Here is a 19,222-nt window from a genome sequence, read left to right as displayed (position 1 = left end):
GGCCTTCGCGAACTGGCCGATGGGGCCGAAGAGCTCAACCGTGGCACAAAAGATCTACCGGACCTTGCGGACGGTGTTGAGACTTACACCGACGGGATTAGCGGACTTTCAACTCTTCTCGGCGTTTACCAAAAAGCAAACCTTTTGGGAGGTGGTGGCCAGACTGTTGCAGACCTCGTTCCGGGCACACCCTCACCGACCGGAGATAAGACCTTGGACGATTTGGTGACCGATCTCTCGACCGCCGCTGGCGGTGGTGCAACGCTGTCAACGAATGTTGACAAAGCAATCTCCGGGGTGCGCACCGGAATTACCGGTCTGGATGAAGGTGCAGACGCGCTGGCCGAAAACAGTTACCCCCTGGAGGAGGGCTCCGACGAGATTCGCTCGGGCATTATCGACCTGGCCGACGGCGTTGAGGAGTTTGACGACGGAGTCGGTGACTTAGACGAGGGCACGACGGAGCTCGCTGAGGGAATGGGTGAATTTGCCGACGAGCTCTCGGACGCGGCGAGCGAGATCGCCGAAGAAGGTGTCGAGGAGCCCTCGGATAGTGAACTCGACACTCTGATGGCCCCGATTAACTTCAGAGAAGACGACCAGCCGGAGAGTATTGGCTTCCAAGAGACTCTCACGAGTGTGTTTGTTCCCGTCGCGCTGTGGTTTGTCGCTTTGCTGGGAACGCTGCGACTGCCCGCGTTGAGCCAACGCATTCTGGGCTCCACGGCGACCACCGCACGGATCGTGCGCAAATCGCTCCTGCCCGTCCTCGGTACCGTGGCAATTCAAGCCGTCGTGGCGATCGCGCTGATGCACACCCTCGGTGGTCTCGCCCTGGGCGACCTGGGCTGGTCCACGCTGGTGGTCTCAGCGACCGCACTGGGATTCACCGCGGTGCACTACCTCGTGTGGCTGTGGCGACCGCAGCTACTCGTGTCACTTTCTGTTGCCGCCGGAGTGATCCAAGTCATCACCCTGGGAGCGCTCATCCCGCTCGAGGCGCTGCCTGGGCTCTACCAAACGCTGGGGGGACTGAGCCCGATGGCGTGGAGTGCGGATGCCCTGATTGCCGCGATCGCCGGTGCCGACACCGGCCGGGTGGCTGCCGGAGTGTTCGGGCTGTTTGCTCTCGGGGCGCTCTCGTTGATTCTCGCCCGCCTCGCCTTGGGTCAGGCCAGGGTGCGGGCGATGCGCGCTGCGCTGGGCCTAACCGACGCGGTGTAGCCAGACCACCCGCTCGTGGTCTCCTGCGTGTCGAAAGGGCTCTAGTTCGTCATCCCAGGCGCTGCCGAGTGCGAGCGAGAGCTCTCTCGTGATTTCTGTCGCGTCTCCGGCGGCGACCTCAATGGCGTAGCGCACGCGATCTTCTGGGATGACGAGGTTACCCGCCGCATCCATTGGTGCCGCAAAAACGCCCAAATCCGGGGTGTGCAGAAAACGCATTCCGTCGACTCCGGGAGAGGCATCTTCGGTGACTTCGTAGCGCAGGTGTTCCCAGCCACGAAGCGCACTGGCCAGCATGGCCCCCGTGCCGACGGGGCCGTACCAGGTGTATTCGGTGCGCAGGGCACCGGGGAGGACGGGCTGTTCGACCCATTCCAGGTTGATTTGGGTGCCCAGCGCACTGCCGAGAGCCCACTCGATGTGGGGAGCGAGCGCGCGCGGAGCGGCATGCACAAAAAGCACCCCACTCACCGTCGGTGCCACCATGTTCTCCTCCGTTCCTGTTGGCTCGACTTCCCCATCGACCACAGAAACGCGTGGAGTGCTGTGCAGTTGTATACGTAGTATCCCACACGAGTCGCTCAAATAACAACCGTGTGGTTTTCAGGAACCGCGGGCCCGACTGCCCGGTCGGGGCTATTCGGGGTGGAGCAGGCCACCGGAGTGGGCCATGACCTGCTTCTCCCCCGCACGTATCGCAAACGGTAACCGGTTATTGGGCGGTGGCAGCGGGCAGTTGTACTGGTAACTAAAGGCACACGGGGGCAACACGGCGTAGTTGAAGTCCAGGGTGATGGTGCCATCGGGCTGTGGTGCGCAAAAGAGAAAACGCCCCACGCTGTAGGTCTCGGCGCCGCTGGTGGCATCGGCGAACACCAGTTGGAGCGCGCTGCCCGCCTTAAAGGCACTGAGCGTGTACGACTCGCCGCCCCATTCCAGGATGATGTCACCGGGGACAACTTCGTCTCGCTGGTTGCCATCGTCTTTGAGGTGTTCAAAACCCACGATGGATCCACCGGGAATCTCCCGCCAGGAGGCGGTGAGGACCCAATCGGGGTCGTAGTCGTAGTGATCGATGTGAGAAAAACCGGTGGCATCCTCTGATTTCTGGTCAAACACGCGAAGGGCGTACCCGGGTTCACCGGATATGACCGTGGCGCTCACGGTCGGAGAAAAGCGGACGTCTGAGGCGGGCTGTTCGCCCTTCGGGGAGGCCACAGCCTGGCCGTCGACTACAACCCCGTCGATGCTGATGTGATCCGAGGCCACCGCGGTGACCATCAGTCCGGGCTCACCGTCTGGTCGCGGCGACCACAGGCCCGGAGCGCCCCACACACTCTGCTCCTGGCTCACCCACTGGGTATTAATCAGGGCCAAAGAGCCTTGCGGGCTGAGCGCCGCCTCGCGGCGGCGCTCGGCGAAGGTGGCGTATCGGGCAGTGGCCTCTTCGGTCATCGTGAACCTCGCTTGTGACTGAGGAGTCCAGGCTATGGGAGGTGCTCACCCGATGCGCCACTCACACGCCCGAAAATCCCTACTCGTGCAAAGTCGAGTCTGCAGGCCCGCGTTGCCACCGAGAAAATCGCACCTCGAACCCTTCACGCGTGGGACTGGCGAGATACGGACCGGCCTGCCATTTCTGCAACGCGTCGATCGGGGCCAGGCGTACGAGCTGCCAGTCCTCCCCCACTCGCTTGGCGCGAATCGTGAGCGCATCTGCCGACCGGCTCACCCGGAAACTGGTCACGCCCGTGGCCCAGTCGGGCACCGGGGCAGCCGACCAGTCGGAGACCTCCCGGGTCACGACCGCACCGAGCTGCGCGAGGCCATCGGAGTACTCAATGCCGCACTTAATCCACTGCGTGGCGGAGGCGAAGACCATCAGCCCCGCCTGATCGAACTGATGCTGGTAGTTCGCCTCCACGTCACACTCCATCGCCTCACCGTCTTCCAGCGGGGCTAAGAGTGCGTGGCCAGAGTCGTGCACGAAGCCGTAGCTGGTGTGTCGCCACATGTCGGTGTGATCGCCGCTCCGGGCGCGCAGAACCCCCTCTGTGCTGTCTGTCTCACTCGGTGGGTTTCGCCAACTGCCTTCGCTCCACACAATGGTTTTCACGCTCCACAGGCTAATCGTGTGGGTTTTCTTTCGCTGGTCAGCCACGCACCGTAGTGTGGGGGCCAAGGAGGTCACACATGGCCACAGAAAGCAACGTGTCACGCGACAACACGGGCATTGTCCCCAAACGGCTCTTAGACGGAATTGAAGACATCGTCCACGCCGTGTTGGGTCTCATTCTGCTCGCCGTAGCGCTTGCCGCCGTCGGTGTCACGGTGTGGCGAGTGGTCACCATCCGGCCGTTTTTTCCCAACGGAATGCTCGAAGCCATCAACGACGTCCTCTTCATCGTCATTATTTTGGAAATCATTCGCACCGTGGTGGCACGATTTACCGACGGGTTTTTCCAGCTCAGTAAGTTTCTGGTCATCGGTGTCATCGCCAGTGTCCGGCACATCCTCTCGGTGGGCTCGTCGCTGACGCTGAACCAAGGCAAAAGCACCGAAGAGTTCCAACGAGCGATTCTCGAGCTGGGGGTTAATGCCGGTGTTGTCCTCGCGCTGGTGTTTGCCATCCTGCTCGTGAGGCGCTCGGAGCGAGAACATCGCGCGGAGTCTCGCTAATCATCGGCTCGGACCACAGGGTGTTGTCACCCTGAGCGTCTCCCCCGCTGGCACACTTTTACACTGGAGCCCGAGGAGGAGACCGTGGATATTGCGATTCAGGTAGCGACGCAGGCAGGAATCGCCCTGGGCGTCGCCCTGGTGGTGCTTCTTGCCCTGTGGCTGGTGGTAAAAATTATCGGGCGCAAGGTGCTCTGGCTACCACCCGCTTACGAGGACATTCGCCCGCGGCTGCGGTTCACCGTGTTCGTCCTGGCGAGCCTGATCAGTGTCGCCTCGGTGGCCGAAGCAGACGCACTGTGGTGGCAGATCAGCACCCAAGCGCTGCTTATTCTGCTGATTCTCTCGGCCGGTTTCCTCCTCCAAGAGGTCGTCAATTACTCCATCTCCCGAATCATCAGCACCTTCGAACAGGGTGATTTAAATAACGCCGATACTCGGCGAATCGCCACCCAACTGCGCCTCCTGCGTCGCCTCGGAAACGCGGTTATTGGCATTCTGACCATCGGGCTGGCGCTGTTTACCTTCCCGGACATTCGCGGACTCGGAGCCGGCGTCCTCGCCTCGGCCGGTGTTCTCGGCGTCATCGGTGGCCTGGCCGCCCAGTCTGTGCTCGGAAACCTCTTCGCCGGTATTCAGCTGGCCTTTAGCGATGCCGTCCGCGTCGGAGACGTGGTGGTCGTAGAGGGCGAATGGGGAACAGTCGGCGAAATTACGCTGTCCTACGTCGTCGTCTACATCTGGGACGAAAGACGCCTGATTGTCCCCTCGACGTACTTCACCAGCAACCCGTTTGAAACCTGGACGAGGCACTCGCCCAAGGTCTACGGCGTGGTGTTGATCGACATGGACTGGCGAGTGCCCGTTGACCAGGTTCGCCAGGAATTTCACCGCTTCCTCGAGACGACGGATCTCTGGGACCAGCGGGTGGCGAACTGCTTAGTCACCGACGCCACCGGCGGTTATCTCCAGATCCGTTTCGTGGCTTCCGCCGAAGACTCCGATAATCAGTGGTCGTTGCGCTGCGCCATTCGAGAGCACATCGTGGAGTGGGTGCGTGAGAATTACCCCGACGCTCTGCCCAGTACCCGCGTCATCGTCGAAGGCGAGCCCGAAAAAAAACGCGGCTAATTCTGCCGATGTTACTTTTACGACACATTGCTCGATTAGAGTGACGGTGTGGATGGAAGGGATTTTCGGAGAGTTCTCCGTGGCTACGACCCAGACGAAGTCGTCTCGGCCGTCGAGCAGCTCGAAGCCGAGCTCGCTCAGGTGCGCGCGCAGCTTGAAGAAACTGACGCCGCCTACACCCAACTACGTCTCAACGCCGCGAAGCAGGTAGAAGACGCCGGCGCTGAGGCAAACGCCGTTCTCGCGGCCGCCCGCACAGACGCGACGCGTGTGCGAGACGAAGCGAACCAAGAATCTGAGCAACGCCGCAGCGCGGCGGAAGTCGAAGCAAAGTCCCTGGTCGCCGAAGCGGAGCGTCAGGCGACACAAATCGAACGAGAAACCCAGGAGAAGGTCGAAAAGGCCAATAAAGAGGTCAGTCGCGCGGAGAGCCGAGCCGAAGAAATTGTCCGCTTCGCCAACTCCCGCGCCGAAAAACTGAAATCCGAAGCGGCCGAAATTCTCAGAAACGCCGAAGAGCGTGCCCAAAACTCGGACAATCAAATTCGACTGGCCACCCTCGAATTGGAGCGCAAAGAGTCTGAGGTGCGCGACCAGGCTGACGCTTACGCGAGAAAGACCTACATCGAGGCCGACCGGTATGCGCAGTCGACAGAGCGGCGAAGCCGTGAACTTCAAGCCCACGCCGAACAGATTGTGCGCGAGGCGAAGCGTCGCGCCGAAGAAATCGGAACCCAAGCCATGGATTACGCCAAGCGCATCTTGAGCGACGCCGTGGAACAGATGAACCAGGTGAGCCAAGACGTGAGCGGTTCGATGACCGTCGTCAATCGGATGCGCCGCTCAGTGACCGAGCAGCTGGAGCGGGTCAGCCAAATGGAGCTTCCCACGCAGAGTCAGACCGATGACGCGGGGGTGAGCTCGGTCGAGACGTTCATCCAACTCTCCAGGGTGGACGCGAACATCGACGACGAGCGCAACTCCACCCCCGGCGAGGCATCCAGCGAAGAGGGGTTCGTTTCCGAGGAGGTCGTGGCCGAGGGCGACGACCTCGACGACGACGACCTCGACGACAAGGATTCTTCCAAGGCCTAGCCGCTCTGTCGGGGCCGAGCCGCTCTGCCAGGGATTAGCCGCGCTGTCGGGGACTAACCGCTGAGTACTGCCCGGTCTGTCTGATGAGCCCCGAGGGCGTCGCGGTCCAACCGCCAGGTCAGCGCCATGTGGGGCACGGTGAGCGCCCAGACCACGACCAGCGCGATCCACAAGTAATTCGCCTGCAGGTCACCCCCGGTGATCATCGTGAGAGCCGCGGCGACCACCATCGTCCCCAACAGCGCCGGAAGCCCTGGGAGTACCGCCCGGATAAAACCCGCCGCCGGAGAGTGGTCTCTGGAGCGTGTGATCGCCTCAGGCATTTCCAGCACTAGGCGCGCGGTGTGCCGCTGGGCGTGCCAGAAGCCAAAGTAGACGGCAAACGCGACGAGGGGCGGTGCGAGAAGGGCCAGAGCACCGAGGGCGACCACATCGAGGGCGTCTCGGTAGTGCCCCCGCAGCACCAACCAAATGATCGCCACCACACCGGCCAGCACACTCGCCCAGAGTGCATAGGGCCCCACACCCTGGTGCCAGTCACGCAGCAGTGGGTTAACAAATTCCAGCGCATCGTCAGCCTGCTGACTGGTCAGTGGAACGACGACCGGGAGCGCACCCGCGGGGATGGCATAAACCCACCAGGGTGCTCGTGTCGTGGCGGGCGACTGGGCGCGGGCCAGCTCTCTGGAAAAGGCGGCGTCGCCGATGCCAAAGTGCACGGCGCTCATTACGACCACCAGGGCGAAGCCGAGCACGTTCCAGGTCAATATCGCCACGATGGCAAGCGCGACCACCGCCAGGTACCCGGTAATGAATAGGGCCATTCGCGCCGGTTGCATCCCCGGCACCGTGACAACGTGGTCCATCGCGCCGTGGGGAATACCCGCGGCGAGGGCAATCACGGCAAACCACACCTGCCATTGGGCGGAGCCGCCGATTCCCGATGCGAGCAAAACCGCCGAAATGGCTGCGGTCGCGAGGGCTGCCCCGGTGGACACATCGCGGGTCCGCCGAAAAAGAGTCACCACCGATTCGTGCATACCACCAGCTTAATCTTCGCCGAGAGCACGGTAATGTAGGCGGGTGCTCGAATGGTCCTACATGGCGATGTTGGGCTTTGTGCTTCTCGCTTCGGGGTGGCTCGAGTGGGCATTTGACTTGAGGGTTTACCGCCGACCGGGGCGCCTCTTCGCCACTGTCGCGGTGGCCGCTCCGCCCTTCATCCTGTGGGATGCGTGGGCCATTTCGGAGAGGCATTGGTTTTTTGACCGCTCGCAAATGTTGGGCATCGTGGGGCCATTGAACGTGCCGCTTGAGGAGTACCTCTTTTTCATCATCATCCCGATCGCCGCCGTGTTGACCTTGGAGGGCGTGACGCGCTTTCTGGAAATCGTGCGTTCGCGGGCGACCTCGTGACCTACACCCTGCTCGCCGCCACCGGGGTGCTCGTCGCCGCAGTGTTGGATCTCGTGATTCTGCGCACCCGGTTACTCACCCAGGGGCGTTTCTGGTTCGCCTGGGCCATTCTGGTCTTCTTCCAATTACTCACCAACGGCTGGCTGACCGGCCGAGGAATCGTTCAGTACGACCCGGACATGATTACCGGTTTGCGCATCGCCTATGCGCCGGTCGAGGATCTGGCATTTGGCTTCGCGCTCATCGTGATTACCCTTGCGGTATGGCTGACCATTAGTCCCTCCCCTAGTGAACGCCCCGCGACACACCACCGCTCAAAATAACCACGAAATAACCACGAAATGGCGCGCCCGCGGGTTGGGGCGCCTGCTGCGTGGGGCGCTTGCTTGGTGTTAGGCGGTAATCGGCGCAGGTGCCGCCATCCTGCTTCCCCCCGTTGCTCCGGGGCCATTGATAATGCGCTTTCGCACCATTCCCGAGAGGTAGTCGATGGCGATGGTGCCCACAATGATGATTAACAGGCCCAACCCGGCGGTACCAAATTCTTTAAACCGGAGGGCCTGGGCGACATCGTTTCCGATGCCACCGGCACCGATCAGACCCATCACCGCCGAGGCGCGAATGTTCACCTCGAAACGGTAGAGCACAAACGAGGCGTATTCGGGGAGCAGCTGGGGTAGCACACCCCAGCGCAAGCGCTGGAGGCGGTTCGCCCCGGTGGCATCCACCGCTTCGATCGGGCCCGGTTGAATACCCTCGGCGATTTCGTAGAAAAGTTTACCTAGCGTGCCGATCGAACCAATCCCGATAGCGAGCACTCCCGCCATCGGCGTGAGACCAAAAATGGGAATCAACGCGATAGCCAAAATCACTTCGGGGACTGCGCGCAATACGTTGAAGACCTGCCGCATCGACCAAGCGATAGGACGCCCCACCAGATTTTCGGCGGCTAAAAAGGACAGCGGAATGGCGAAAATGGCCGCGATCATCGTGCCAAGCCAGGCAATCGACACCGATTCCCACAGTGCGGCGATGAGTGTTCCGGTTTCGTCAAAGGGCATCTGACCAAACATCAACACCGCCACGCGCCAGAGGTCGGCGGGCAGGTCAATGAGTCGCTCCCACTTGATGTCTAGGCCCAGCAGCGACCACAGCACCAGAACCACGACCACCGCGGTGCCGATGCGTCTCACCCAATCGGCGGGCTTCACCGGGATGCTGGGCCGGGTCATATCAACCTCCGACGCACAGACACCGAGACGCGCTCCACAATAAAGACCACGAGGAAGAACATGAGCACCAGTCCCCACACTTCACTCCATTCCCCGCGGCCTCGGAAAAACTCAATGCGCGCGCCAATACCCCCGGCACCGACTAAGCCGAGGACCGCCGACGCTCGGAGGTTGAGTTCAAAGCCGTAGAGCAGGAAGGAACTGTAGGCGGGGAGAATTTGTGGCAACACCGCGGTGTGCAGCATTTGGGGAACGCTCGCCCCACTCGCGAGAGCGGCTTCGATTGGCCCGCGGTCGACACCGTCTAGCGTGTCGGCCGTCAGCTTCGAGACCACGGCAATGGAGAAGAAAAAGAGCGCCAGCAGACCCGGCAGCACGCCAATTCCCACCGCGGTGACAAAAAGCAATGCCCACAGCAGGTCCGGGATAGAGCGAATGACGGCGTTTAGGGTGCGCACCGCGACCCGCAGGGGAGTATTCGGGTTGCCAAAGTCTGTGGCCCACATCGCCAACGGAAGAGCGACGACACCGCCGGTGGCGGTGCCCAAGATGGCCAGCTGCAGCGTTTCAATAAACGCTCGAAGAGACCGGTCCGACCAAACCTGTGAGACATCCGGGGAGAGCAACCCTTCGACCACAAGGTTGCGCCTGGTCAGGTTCTCGATGAGCTCGGCGAAAGAAAATTCGACGGTAATCGCCGTGATGACCGTGAGGACGACCGCCAGCAGGCTCCCGAGCAGAGCAAAGCTGCTCGGCCGTGGTGTCGGTGGGGGCTTCTTCACTGCCCCTTCGACGACGCTCGTCATCCCAGCTCGGCGTCGTCGGTGAGGGTGTCCTCCGCGGTCAGAGACCGGCCGTAGATTCCCTCAAATACGTCCGGTGTGCACGCTTCGCCCGGACCATCAAAAACCACTTTCCCCTCCCGCAAACCGATGATGCGCTGGCCGTATGCCACGGCGAGATCTAAAAAGTGCAGGTTCACCAGTGTCGTGATTCCCAAGTTTTGGTTGATTTGCTGCAGGTGCTGCATGACGGCGTGAGATGTCGGTGGATCGAGCGATGCCACCGGCTCATCGGCCAACACCACTTTGGGCTGCTGGGCGAGGGCCCGGGCGATACCGACGCGCTGGCGTTGGCCACCAGACAACGCGGTCGCCCGCGAGTGCGAACGCTCCAACATGCCCACCCGTTCGAGGGCCTCGGCAGCGAGTTCGGTGTCCACGCGGCTGTAGAGACCAAACAGTGATCGCCAGGTGGGAACAGAGTGCAGCCGGCCCACCAAAACGTTGTCCAACACGCTGGCGCGGTCGACGAGGTTGAAGCCTTGAAAGATCATCCCGATCTGTGCCCTCAAGCGGCGAAGCTCGCGACGTGTCATGGTGTGAACCGCGTCGCCATCGACATACAGCTCGCCCGAGGTGATGGGTACCAGGCCATTCACGGTTCGAATGAGGGTGGATTTTCCGGCACCGGAGAGCCCCACCACGACGACGAACTCACCGGGTTCGATCTCCAGGGAGACACCGTCGAGTCCGCGAGTCCCATTGGGATACTCCACCGTCGCATCGACCAGACGAATCATCGCGTCTCCCGCCATATCCTCGACCCTATGACAGTGGCCCGGCACACCGTGCCGGGCCACCATCGATGAACACTGCGATTAACCGAGAACGTCGCCCAACTCAGCTTCCAAATCGCGAATCACGTCGAAGTCGGCCGACTCGACGGGAACCAGACCGTCAATGTTGTACAGCTCGTTCAACAACGCGCCGCCCTCTTCTGTTTCAGCGATGGCGACGAAGGCGTCCTGGATTTGCTGGCGCAGTTCAGGTGAGAGCTCCCCCGAGGCGGCAAAACCGTCGTTGGGGATCGCTCCGGACCAACCGAAGACGACAACTTTTTCGCCGACGTCCGGTGAGGTCTCAGCGATGTCACCGCGGGCGTCGTTGTAGGACACACCCACCACGGCGTCACCGTCGTAGACGGCCTGCACGGAGGCGTCGTGTCCGCCGGCGAAGACTCCCTCGATGCCGTCGATCGGGTCGACTCCTGCTTCGAGCAGCTGCAGCGACGGGACCGCGTAACCGGAGGTGGAACCCTGGTCCACAAACGACACGGTCTGGCCCTCGAGCAGACTCAACTTGTCGGCACCGATCGGGCCGTCGGTTACGTCGGAGCCGAGAACACCGTTGCAGTAGAGGTAGCCCTCATCGTCGGCGACGGGTTCGTCATCGCAGAATGTGTCGGGGTCGTTGGTGATCCACTGGGTCACATAGAGCAGCGAACCATAGCGCTCCGACTGAAGCAGCAGTTCGGCGTCTGCCTGGTCTTCGGCCTGCACCATTTGGCGCGGTCCGAGACCACCGGCAATTTGGGCCTGCCCGGAGGCGAGAGCCGCAATCACACCGGCGTAGTCGCTGGGGACGAGCGCTGACACGGGAATACCGAGTTCCGCTTCCAGCAGGTCCGCAAGCGGCTCCGCGGTTTCGATCAGTCCGCCGGCTTCCTGGGAAGGCGTCAGGGTGAAGACCAACTCATCGGGCTCAGAAGAACCAGCGCAAGCACTCAGGGTGAGCGCAGTAGCGGCACCCAGTGCCGCGAGTGACAGTGTTCTCAATTTTTCTCCTTGGCGAATAGGTAGTGAGGCGGGCCGAAACAGCCTTCTTCAACCCGTTGTACACAGCCTACTTTTGTGGATGAACGGAACATTTACAGGACGTATCCATTGGCTGACATCCACCTCTCAGTCTTCCCAGTGACCGTCTGACTGGACGATTACGCCGAGGCTTCGGCCACGGTGGGAAGCTCACGGCGGCTGTTGGGGCAACAGCCCACCGCGCAGAACTCCGGCCATGGTCCAAGCGCCGACAGCGCGACTTTTTCGGTTCCCTGCAGACGCTCCAACAGCAGGTCACAGATTCCATCCACGAAGGCTTCGTGGGTGCCCGCCGTGGCGGTCCGAGCGAACCAGAGGTCTTCTTCCTCGGCGGTTTCTTTCGCCTCGTTGTCCAGATCCCAGATCACCTCGACGTGGTCGCTCACGAAGCCCAGCGGCGACACCAGTACCGCTTTTTTGCCGCGGGCTTTGGCGGCACGAATCGCGTCGTTCACATCGGGCTCCAACCACGGAACCGACGGGCTTCCACTTCGTGACTGGTACACCAGCTCCCAGTCGGGGGCGACCTGACCGCGACGCTCGACTTCACTGATGACTAGTGCGGCAGCGGCGAGGTGTTGAGCGGCGTAGGCACCACCTGGTTGTTCAAACTCTCCGCGCCTCGCCGGTGGACCACTGGTTTCGCCCATGGTGTTGGGCACCGAGTGGGTGGCAAACATCACGACGGCATCGGCAGGGTCGACTCCTTCGCTGGCCATCCTCGCCAGATGGCTGGCCAGGTCTTCGGCCACGGGTGTCACAAATCCGGGGTGATCAAAATAGTGACGCACTTTATCGATTGTCATCTTGTCGACCAGGTCAGTGTCCTCCAGCGCCTTATAAAAGTTCTCTCGGTATTGCCGGCACCCGGAATACGAGGAATAAGCCGACGTCACCCACGCCAATACTCGGCGATGTCCGTCGTCATACATCTGCTGGATGACGTCGGCGAAATACGGCTCGCTGTTTCTGTTACCGAAGTAGATGGGCACGTCGATGCCGCGCTCGGGAAAGCGTTGCCGAAGGGCGTCGAGCAGTTCTCGATTTTGTTGGTTGATGGGGCTCACGCCACCGAGAGCCATGTAGTGGTGGGACACATCGACCAGGCGCTCGTAGGGGACCCCTCGACCGGCGGTAACCCGCTCCAGAAAGGGCATTACCTCGTCCGGGCCTTCAGGTCCACCGAAAGAGGCCAACAGGATGGCGTCATAACTCATGAAAACAATTCCCCCATTTCGTGTGTCGTCATTTTGCGTCCCGTGAAAAACGGGACCTCTTCTCGAACGTGCAGTCGGGCTTTGGTGTAGCGCAGGTCACGCATCATGTCGACGATGTCGTGGAGCACATCGGATTCCAGCGCGAGCAACCACTCGTAATCGCCCAAACCGAAGGCGGCGACGGTGCTGGAAATAATCGACGGGTATTTCGACCCCTCTTTGCCGTGTTCCACCAACATTTCGCGTCGTTCCGTCTCCTCCAGCAGATACCAGTCATAGGAGCGAACAAAGGGGTAGAAGCACAGCCACTGCGCCGGTTCTTTACCCATCATGAACCCGGGCACGTGCCGGCGGTTGAATTCGGCCGGTCGGTGCAAGGCCATTCCCGACCACGTCGATTCGGTGAGACCTCCCATCTCCGAGGCATCGAATTGGTGCAGCGCTTCCTGGATGAGGTGTGCCTCGGGAGCGTGCAACCACAGCAGTAGGTCCGCAGCACCGCTAAAGCCGCGGAGGTCATAAGCGCCGCGCACGGTGATATCCCTCGCGGCCCAGGTCGCGACTAGCGCCTCCCAGTCGGCGGCAGCTTGCAACGGGTCGCTAATTCCGGACTGGATCTTGTAAGCCGTCCAATTGGTGTAGCGGATGGTGTCGTTGATTTCTTCGAGCGCTTCAGACACGGTGTACCTCCTGTGTGGTCTGGGTGAGAAAACTTTTGGCAATGCGCAGCAGACCATTTCCGCTACCCACTCCCCCGGCGATGTCAATACCGCGCGCGGCCGCCTCGGTGGTCAATGACGCCATCTGCCGGCGAAAACCCGGGCGTGGGCGCATCAACACGTCACTCCAGCTGTGAAAGGCCATCTCGCGCACCGACTCCTTCGGCACCGATAACACCCTCCAGAGAGCATCCAGCACCACCGTGCGCTCCGCGTCACTTCCACTGGCCACGTCCCCACCCACAGAAGAGCCGGGAGAGCGTTCCTGATGCAAGCTCAACCTGACGATGTGCCGGTCGCGGGGCAATACCTCCGACCACCAGGCCCACTTCGCGTTGACGTGGGTCAGGGCTTTAACCCCCACAGCCACCTCATCGGCAATCAGCGCACCGGAGCCCACCGGAAAGTCATTGAGGGTGTCATCGTCGAGCGTGACAATGGCGACGCGACTTTTTACCGGCTCTAGTGCGTCCAGTGCAGGCAGGAGGTCCTCTTGGCCCGCCAGCAGCGACTTGAGCGCCGCCGGCCCCACAGCCAGACTCACGCGCGGGGCAATAAATGACGCCGCGCCGGTAATGAGAAATCCGCCGTCCACCGGGGTGATGCCACTGACCGGCGAGGAAAGCCAGACGGGAATGTCGCGCTCGGCTAAGCGCTCTTCCATCAGTGGGGCCAGCTGGTGAAGTCCGCCGTGAAGCGACTGCACCGCCTGGCCCATGGACGGTCCATCCGCCCGCAACGTGGCGGCGGCTTCCAGAAGGGACCCGCACTCTTTCGCGACGCCCAGCAATTCGGGAAAGACCGCGTCGGCCTCCAAGGCGTCCGGATGGGTTCCAAACACCCCGTAAATCACGGGAGCGACCACACGCTCCAGAATGGGCTGTCCCAACCGGGAGGAAACCACATCCGAGACTGACCAGCCGGTCCAGTCCGGGATCGGCTGTGAATCTTTCCTCGCCGCGTCGGCGAGCTCCTGCGCATCACACAGCCCGCTCGCCTCCAGGACGTCTCGTCCCGCCGGAATGCCCATCACACCTCGCGGCACGGGCACCGACGAGCGGGAGAGGACAACGCGTGGTGGCGTGGGCTCTGGGGAGACGATCTTGCTCTCCACACCCCACGATCGAAGCAGATCGGCCATCTCCGGGGTGACCACGGAAAACGATTCCGCACCTGCATCCACGGTGAGCCCATCAACCGTGTGCCCGTAGAGCGCCCCGCCGACGCGATCGGTGCCCTCGAGCACCACCACACTCTCACCAGCCGCGTGAGCCCGCAGCGCCTGGAGCACTCCGGAAAACCCGGCACCAATCACTACCCGGTCGACCTGGATCGGAGGAGACATGGCGGGGGCGGGACCCACAGCGGCCTCGATCACGAGCCCACCTCGTGGACATAGTCGACGATTTTGGTCAACACATCGGGGTCGGTGTCTTTGGGCACCCCGTGGCTCAGGTTCAGCACGTGTCCCGGCGCCACCCGACCAGATTCCAAAACGTCATCCAGATGCCGGCGAAGCACCTCCCACGGCGCATCGAGAAGACCCACATCGATGTTGCCCTGCAGGGGAACCTCTCCGCCCAGCGCGGCGTGGGCTTTGGCCAACGTGATGGTGGCATCGACGCCGATCGCGTCAGCCCCCACAGCCAACATCTCGGGCAAGAATTCCGCCGTACCTAAGCCAAAGTGGATACGTGGCACTCGGGTGCCCGAGTCATCGACGAGGTCATCGAGTTGGGAAAAAAGCGCCGCCGAGTGCGGTGCCGCGGAGGATACGTAGTCCTGCGCCCCGAGCTTTCCCGCCCAGGAGTCAAATAGCTGCAAAGCGCTCGCGCCGGCGTGAACCTGCGCGGAAATAAACGCCGCCGTAATGTCGGCACACCACGTCAACACCGCATCCCACAGCTCGCGGTCTTCGCTCATCATCGCCCGAGTAATCGCCAAATCCTTCGAGGGTCCCCCCTCGATGAGATAGGACGCCAGTGTGAACGGCGCACCACCAAACGCGATGAGTGGCGTCGAACCTAACTCCTGAACGACCTGGGAGACCGCCTCGGCAATGGGCTCCAGAGAGTGCGCCTCCAGGGGGCGCAGCCGATCCAGGTCCCGGTGGCTTCGCACCGGCTGGTCGATCACGGGGCCCACTCCAGACTGAATTTCCACATCGATGCCGGCCAGCAAAAACGGCACCACGATGTCGGAGAAGAAAATGGCCGCATCGACCCCGTGTCGGCGCACCGGCTGGAGGGTGATTTCGGCTGCGATGTCGGGCGTGACGCAGCTTTCCAACATGGCGTAGCGCTCTCGCAGCGCACGATATTCGGGAAGCGACCTCCCCGCCTGGCGCATGAACCAGACCGGACGCGCAGCCTTCTGGTCGCCGCGGAGCTGGCGGACCACTGCGCTGGACGCGCTCGCCCCAGAATTCAAGGGGTGGCCGGGCCGCAACGTCACTCCTTTAGTGTGCGGGTGTGAATACCGGGCTGGCTGACAGAGTGTCAGCTGGCCCCCTAATACCGTGGGGGTATGTCTGTGGTTTTTCTGGGCGCGGATTTTCACGACGCGCCACTGAGTCTGCTCAACCACTTTGACGTGGCCCAAGACGCCCTCCGCGAGGAACTCGCGACCTGGAGCAACCCGGTTCTGGGAGCCGTCGTAGTGGCGACCTGCAACCGCGCCGAGATGTATGTCGACACCGAGGACACACAACAGACGCTGTCAGACCTGATTTCTCTCATTGCCCGCCACCTCGACGCGGACGAATCAGAGGTCGCCAAGGTCTTCCGGGTGCTCACCGGGGGCAGCGTCACGAGACACCTGTTCGCGACCGCATCGGGCCTCGAATCGATGGTGCTGGGCGAGAGCGAAATCGGCGGCCAAATCAAGCGCATGTTACACAGTGCGCAGAACTACGACATGGTCTCGCCCCGACTACAGCGACTCTTTCAACGCGCCCACGCGGTCTCAAAATCAGTCACCACGCACACGGGTGTCGGAGCGTCGGGTCGCTCCCTGGTGCACACTGCCCTCGACCGTGCACAGCGCGCCCTCGGTCAACCCCTGCAACCCTCCGCGTTAATTATCGGCACCGGGGCGTACGCGCGGGTGGTCGTCCAAGCGTTGAGAAAACGCGGTGTGGACTCGATCAGGGTGTATTCGCGCTCGGGCCGCGGCCAGGAGTTCGCCGCACAACACGACGTCGAATCGGTGGAATATGCCGATCTGCCCCGCGTGCTCCAGAGCGTGAACTGGGTGATCAGCGCCAGTGGCCAATCCGGCTATGCACTGGGCTGGGAAATGGTCAGGGCTGCTGTCACAGAATCTTCTCGAGCGGCCCCACTTCTCCTCATTGACGTGGCACTCTCGGCCGACATTGACCCGCGAGTCTCGTCGCTGCCCGGTTGCACACTGATCACTTTGGACCAACTGCGCGAAGATAATCCCGCTGAACACCGCGACGCGATTGTCAAAGCTGACCGCATTGTCGAGGAGGCGGCCCAGCTTTTTGAAGAAACCGAGCGGGTGCGCCGGGTCGACCCGCTGATTACCGCTCTGCGCAGTGACATGGAGTCGCGCATCAACCAAGAGGTCTCCCGCGCGCGGGGGCGCTTCAGCGCCGAACAGGTCGACGAAATTGAGCGGGTAGTGCGCCGGGTGACCAGGGCCCTTCTGCACACGCCCACCGTGCGGGCCCGGCAACTGGCCAAAGACGGCCGAGAGGACGAATACGCAACGGCGTTGTCGCTGCTATTTGACCTCCACCCCGAGCAGCCCGTCGAACCCACTGCGCCCTCCGCGACACGTGACGAACCGACGAAATCACCGTCGCAGCCAGGCGCGAGATGACGCTCAGGGTCGGGACCCGCGGAAGCCAACTCGCCAGGACCCAAACACTCTGGGTAATGGCCAGGCTCGAGCAGAGTCTCAGCACTGCGCCGGACTGGACTGAAGTCGTCGTCAAAACCGAAGGCGATGAATACACCGGTGAGCTCTCAAAAGCCCCCACCCCCGGAATTTTTGTCTCTCGACTGCGCGAAGAACTGCTCGCGGGCCGAGTTGACGTGATTGTCCACTCGATGAAGGATCTCCCGGCAGCGCCCTATGAGGCCATCACACTGGCCGCTGTGCCCCAGCGCGAAAACCCCGCTGACGTGTTGATCAGTCGGGGTGATCTGCCGCTGTCCGAGCTCGCCCCGGGTAGCGTGGTCGGCACGTCCTCCCCGCGGCGGGCAGCGAGTATCCGACGGGCGAGGCCCGACCTGCGGCCACAGTCCATTCGTGGAAACATCACCACTCGCATCGACAAAGTGCTGCGCGGTGACTACGACGCGACCGTGTTGGCCAGGGCGGGCCTTGCCCGAATCGACGCGCTCGACCAGATCAGCGAAGAGTTAGATTCGACCGTGTTTTTGCCGGCGCCCCGCCAAGCCGCTCTCGCGGTGGAGTGCAGGAGCGATGACGACGAAACTCTCGCTGTGCTGCAGCGGCTCGATGACCCCGTGGCAAGGCTCTGCACGCGGGTCGAACAAGCCATCCTGATCGGCCTCGATGCGGGCTGTCACACAGCAGTATCAGCTCTCGCCACCTGGGAACCAGGTGGCGAGGAACCCACCGGTGGGCTCACGTTGAGGGCGGAATTGGCCGATGCCGACACCGGCGAGGTCGTCAGCACCTCCGGTCAGCTACAGAGCTCGTTTGACGCACTCGTGAGTGACGAAGCCACCGCGTGGAACTTTGGTCTCGAGCACGCCCAGGTTTTAGCCTCCACCGCACTGGGGAGGGCGCTCGGCAAGGAAGGACAGGGTTCATGAGCGTGTTGTTGATCAGACCCCGGCGAAACGAAGACGATCGAGCGGCCCTGGAAGACAGGGGGCTCCAGACCATCGTGGAGCCGTGGTTGGAAGTCTCCGCGGTGGCCAACGAAGCCGGGGCGATGAGACTCATTGACCTTCTCGGCGCCGCGGGGACCAAATGGCTTGTCGTGACCTCACTCAACGCCGTCGATTTTTGGCAAGGCCAACTGCCGGCAGGGCTTTTGGAAGAGACCATCGCCGACAACCCGTCGATTCGCTTTGCCGCGATCGGCGAATCCACGGCGAGACGCGCCCGAGAGTTGGGTGCCACGGAGGTGCTCCTCGCCGAGGAGGGGACCTCCCGCTACGTCGCCGATGCCATTGCAGCCGAAGAGCCGGCCCCGGTCATCCTGCCCTCCGGGTCGATTTCGATGCGCTCAATTCCGGACACCCTTGTCCCAAAGGGATTTGTCATGCACGAGGAAGTGTTTTACACCACCACAGTGGTGGACACCCCACCTGCTTCGGCGCTCCAGGTCCATCACGGCGGCCTTGATGCCGTCGTGGTGCGCTCGCCCAGCGCGGCCAGGGCCCTGCACCAACACTGTCCGAAGCCCCACGCCTCGGTGGCCCTGATTGCCACCGGACCCACGACAGCGCGCGAGATGGAGCGATTGGGGCTACCCGTCTGGGCGACCTCGCCCGCATCATCAGCACGCGCCGTCGCCGACACCGTCGTGCACGCGCTCGCCTCACCGCTGAGGCAGGACACCATTCAGGACACCAGTGAGGGCACCGGCCAGTGAACATCACGCATCGACCCCGACGACTTCGAAGCCACCGCGCGATCCGCGACCTGGTCGCCGAGACACACCTCGCCCCCAGCCAATTCATTCTGCCCGTGTTTGTCAAAGAAGGAATCGACTCTCCGAGGCCCATCGCCAGCCTCCCCGGAGTGATGCAACACACCGTGGAGAGCCTTCGGGAGGTGGTGGATGAAGCGGTGGCGGCCGGGCTTGGCGGTGTGATGGTTTTTGGCGTTCCCACCACGAGGGATCCG

General features: G+C 62.3%; 21 protein-coding genes and 1 pseudogene. 10 read left to right on the top strand and 12 right to left on the bottom strand.

The features are described from left to right. On the top strand, nt 1-1,224 hold a 1,224-nt coding region (locus tag RI518_RS06610), incomplete at its 5' end, for a hypothetical protein (RefSeq protein ID WP_310689660.1). On the opposite strand, the gene RI518_RS06605 is transcribed toward RI518_RS06610, so the two are convergent. The 3 genes from RI518_RS06605 to RI518_RS06595 all read right to left on the bottom strand — a co-directional run bounded on the left by RI518_RS06605 (nt 1,207) and on the right by RI518_RS06595 (nt 3,385). Beyond that, nucleotides 1,207-1,710 (bottom strand): DUF3145 domain-containing protein, encoded by a 504-nt coding sequence (locus tag RI518_RS06605; RefSeq protein ID WP_310671786.1) that lies wholly within the window; start codon nt 1,708-1,710, stop codon nt 1,207-1,209. The two genes, RI518_RS06610 and RI518_RS06605, sit on opposite strands and share 18 nt — an antisense overlap. A gap of 150 nt (nt 1,711-1,860) precedes the next feature. Continuing rightward, the gene (locus RI518_RS06600) at nt 1,861-2,679 is read right to left on the bottom strand and encodes a DUF1684 domain-containing protein (protein ID WP_310671785.1); all 819 of its coding nucleotides are present in this window, start codon (nt 2,677-2,679) and stop codon (nt 1,861-1,863) included. A 79-nt stretch (nt 2,680-2,758) separates the two neighbouring features. Continuing rightward, a complete protein-coding gene (locus RI518_RS06595) occupies nt 2,759-3,385 on the bottom strand; it encodes a DUF1349 domain-containing protein (RefSeq protein WP_310689659.1) in 627 nt (208 codons plus the stop codon). Between the two features lie 32 nt (nt 3,386-3,417). Between RI518_RS06595 and RI518_RS06590 the strand changes: the two genes are divergently transcribed. The 3 genes from RI518_RS06590 to RI518_RS06580 all read left to right on the top strand — a co-directional run bounded on the left by RI518_RS06590 (nt 3,418) and on the right by RI518_RS06580 (nt 6,129). Continuing rightward, complete coding sequence (locus RI518_RS06590) at nt 3,418-3,903, top strand: phosphate-starvation-inducible PsiE family protein (protein WP_310671782.1); 486 nt, start codon at nt 3,418-3,420, stop codon at nt 3,901-3,903. A gap of 84 nt (nt 3,904-3,987) precedes the next feature. Then, nucleotides 3,988-5,034 carry a mechanosensitive ion channel family protein gene (locus tag RI518_RS06585; protein ID WP_310671781.1) on the top strand — a complete coding sequence of 349 codons (1,047 nt, stop codon included), beginning with the start codon at nt 3,988-3,990 and terminating at the stop codon, nt 5,032-5,034. Between the two features lie 48 nt (nt 5,035-5,082). Further along, a complete protein-coding gene (locus RI518_RS06580) occupies nt 5,083-6,129 on the top strand; it encodes a DivIVA domain-containing protein (protein WP_310689658.1) in 1,047 nt (348 codons plus the stop codon). A 53-nt stretch (nt 6,130-6,182) separates the two neighbouring features. Here RI518_RS06580 and RI518_RS06575 read toward each other — a convergent pair whose 3' ends face one another. Then, nucleotides 6,183-7,169: a Brp/Blh family beta-carotene 15,15'-dioxygenase gene (locus tag RI518_RS06575; RefSeq protein ID WP_310689657.1), complete on the bottom strand. Its 987-nt coding sequence runs from the start codon at nt 7,167-7,169 to the stop codon at nt 6,183-6,185. 43 nt (nt 7,170-7,212) lie between these two features. Here RI518_RS06575 and RI518_RS06570 point away from each other — a divergent pair, with 43 nt between their 5' ends. Beyond that, nucleotides 7,213-7,545 carry a lycopene cyclase domain-containing protein gene (locus tag RI518_RS06570; protein WP_310671777.1) on the top strand — a complete coding sequence of 111 codons (333 nt, stop codon included), beginning with the start codon at nt 7,213-7,215 and terminating at the stop codon, nt 7,543-7,545. Beyond that, the gene (locus tag RI518_RS06565; RefSeq protein ID WP_310671776.1) at nt 7,542-7,868 is read left to right on the top strand and encodes a lycopene cyclase domain-containing protein; all 327 of its coding nucleotides are present in this window, start codon (nt 7,542-7,544) and stop codon (nt 7,866-7,868) included. The genes RI518_RS06570 and RI518_RS06565 overlap by 4 nt, the downstream gene beginning before the upstream one ends. A 69-nt stretch (nt 7,869-7,937) precedes the next feature. Here the strand turns inward: RI518_RS06565 and phnE (RI518_RS06560) are convergent, their stop codons facing one another. From phnE (RI518_RS06560) to hemE, 8 genes are all read right to left on the bottom strand, one after another. After that, nucleotides 7,938-8,777 (bottom strand): phosphonate ABC transporter, permease protein PhnE, encoded by an 840-nt coding sequence (gene phnE, locus RI518_RS06560; protein ID WP_310671775.1) that lies wholly within the window; start codon nt 8,775-8,777, stop codon nt 7,938-7,940. Then, nucleotides 8,774-9,583: a phosphonate ABC transporter, permease protein PhnE gene (gene phnE, locus RI518_RS06555; protein ID WP_310671774.1), complete on the bottom strand. Its 810-nt coding sequence runs from the start codon at nt 9,581-9,583 to the stop codon at nt 8,774-8,776. The genes phnE (RI518_RS06560) and phnE (RI518_RS06555) overlap by 4 nt, the downstream gene beginning before the upstream one ends. Further along, the gene (gene phnC, locus RI518_RS06550; protein ID WP_310671773.1) at nt 9,580-10,374 is read right to left on the bottom strand and encodes a phosphonate ABC transporter ATP-binding protein; all 795 of its coding nucleotides are present in this window, start codon (nt 10,372-10,374) and stop codon (nt 9,580-9,582) included. The genes phnE (RI518_RS06555) and phnC overlap by 4 nt, the downstream gene beginning before the upstream one ends. 63 nt (nt 10,375-10,437) lie before the next feature. After that, the gene (locus tag RI518_RS06545; protein ID WP_310689656.1) at nt 10,438-11,394 is read right to left on the bottom strand and encodes a phosphate/phosphite/phosphonate ABC transporter substrate-binding protein; all 957 of its coding nucleotides are present in this window, start codon (nt 11,392-11,394) and stop codon (nt 10,438-10,440) included. A 158-nt stretch (nt 11,395-11,552) separates the two neighbouring features. Beyond that, a complete protein-coding gene (locus tag RI518_RS06540) occupies nt 11,553-12,650 on the bottom strand; it encodes a ferrochelatase (protein WP_310671771.1) in 1,098 nt (365 codons plus the stop codon). Beyond that, nucleotides 12,647-13,330 (bottom strand): hydrogen peroxide-dependent heme synthase, encoded by a 684-nt coding sequence (hemQ, locus tag RI518_RS06535; RefSeq protein ID WP_310671770.1) that lies wholly within the window; start codon nt 13,328-13,330, stop codon nt 12,647-12,649. Before hemQ ends, RI518_RS06540 begins: the two co-directional genes overlap by 4 nt. Continuing rightward, nucleotides 13,323-14,747, bottom strand: a complete 1,425-nt coding sequence (locus RI518_RS06530; RefSeq protein ID WP_310689655.1) for an FAD-dependent oxidoreductase — start codon at nt 14,745-14,747, stop codon at nt 13,323-13,325. The genes hemQ and RI518_RS06530 overlap by 8 nt, the downstream gene beginning before the upstream one ends. After that, nucleotides 14,744-15,823, bottom strand: coding sequence for a uroporphyrinogen decarboxylase (gene hemE / locus RI518_RS06525; protein WP_310671767.1), 1,080 nt, complete (start codon nt 15,821-15,823; stop codon nt 14,744-14,746). The genes RI518_RS06530 and hemE overlap by 4 nt, the downstream gene beginning before the upstream one ends. 72 nt (nt 15,824-15,895) lie before the next feature. Here hemE and RI518_RS06520 point away from each other — a divergent pair, with 72 nt between their 5' ends. From RI518_RS06520 to RI518_RS06505, 4 genes and pseudogenes are all read left to right on the top strand, one after another. Then, nucleotides 15,896-17,215, top strand: coding sequence for a glutamyl-tRNA reductase (locus RI518_RS06520; RefSeq protein WP_310671766.1), 1,320 nt, complete (start codon nt 15,896-15,898; stop codon nt 17,213-17,215). Next, nucleotides 17,212-18,180 (top strand): hydroxymethylbilane synthase, encoded by a 969-nt coding sequence (gene hemC, locus RI518_RS06515; protein ID WP_310689654.1) that lies wholly within the window; start codon nt 17,212-17,214, stop codon nt 18,178-18,180. Before RI518_RS06520 ends, hemC begins: the two co-directional genes overlap by 4 nt. After that, complete coding sequence (locus RI518_RS06510; RefSeq protein ID WP_310689653.1) at nt 18,177-18,968, top strand: uroporphyrinogen-III synthase; 792 nt, start codon at nt 18,177-18,179, stop codon at nt 18,966-18,968. The genes hemC and RI518_RS06510 overlap by 4 nt, the downstream gene beginning before the upstream one ends. Before the next feature lie 2 nt (nt 18,969-18,970). Next, nucleotides 18,971-19,222 (top strand): annotated as a pseudogene (locus RI518_RS06505) (porphobilinogen synthase); the annotation flags it as partial.

The sequence above is a fragment of the Pontimonas sp. genome (assembly GCF_031581085.1).
Classification (GTDB): Bacteria; Actinomycetota; Actinomycetes; order Actinomycetales; family Microbacteriaceae; genus Pontimonas.
This window is presented reverse-complemented; position numbering and strand designations above follow the sequence as displayed.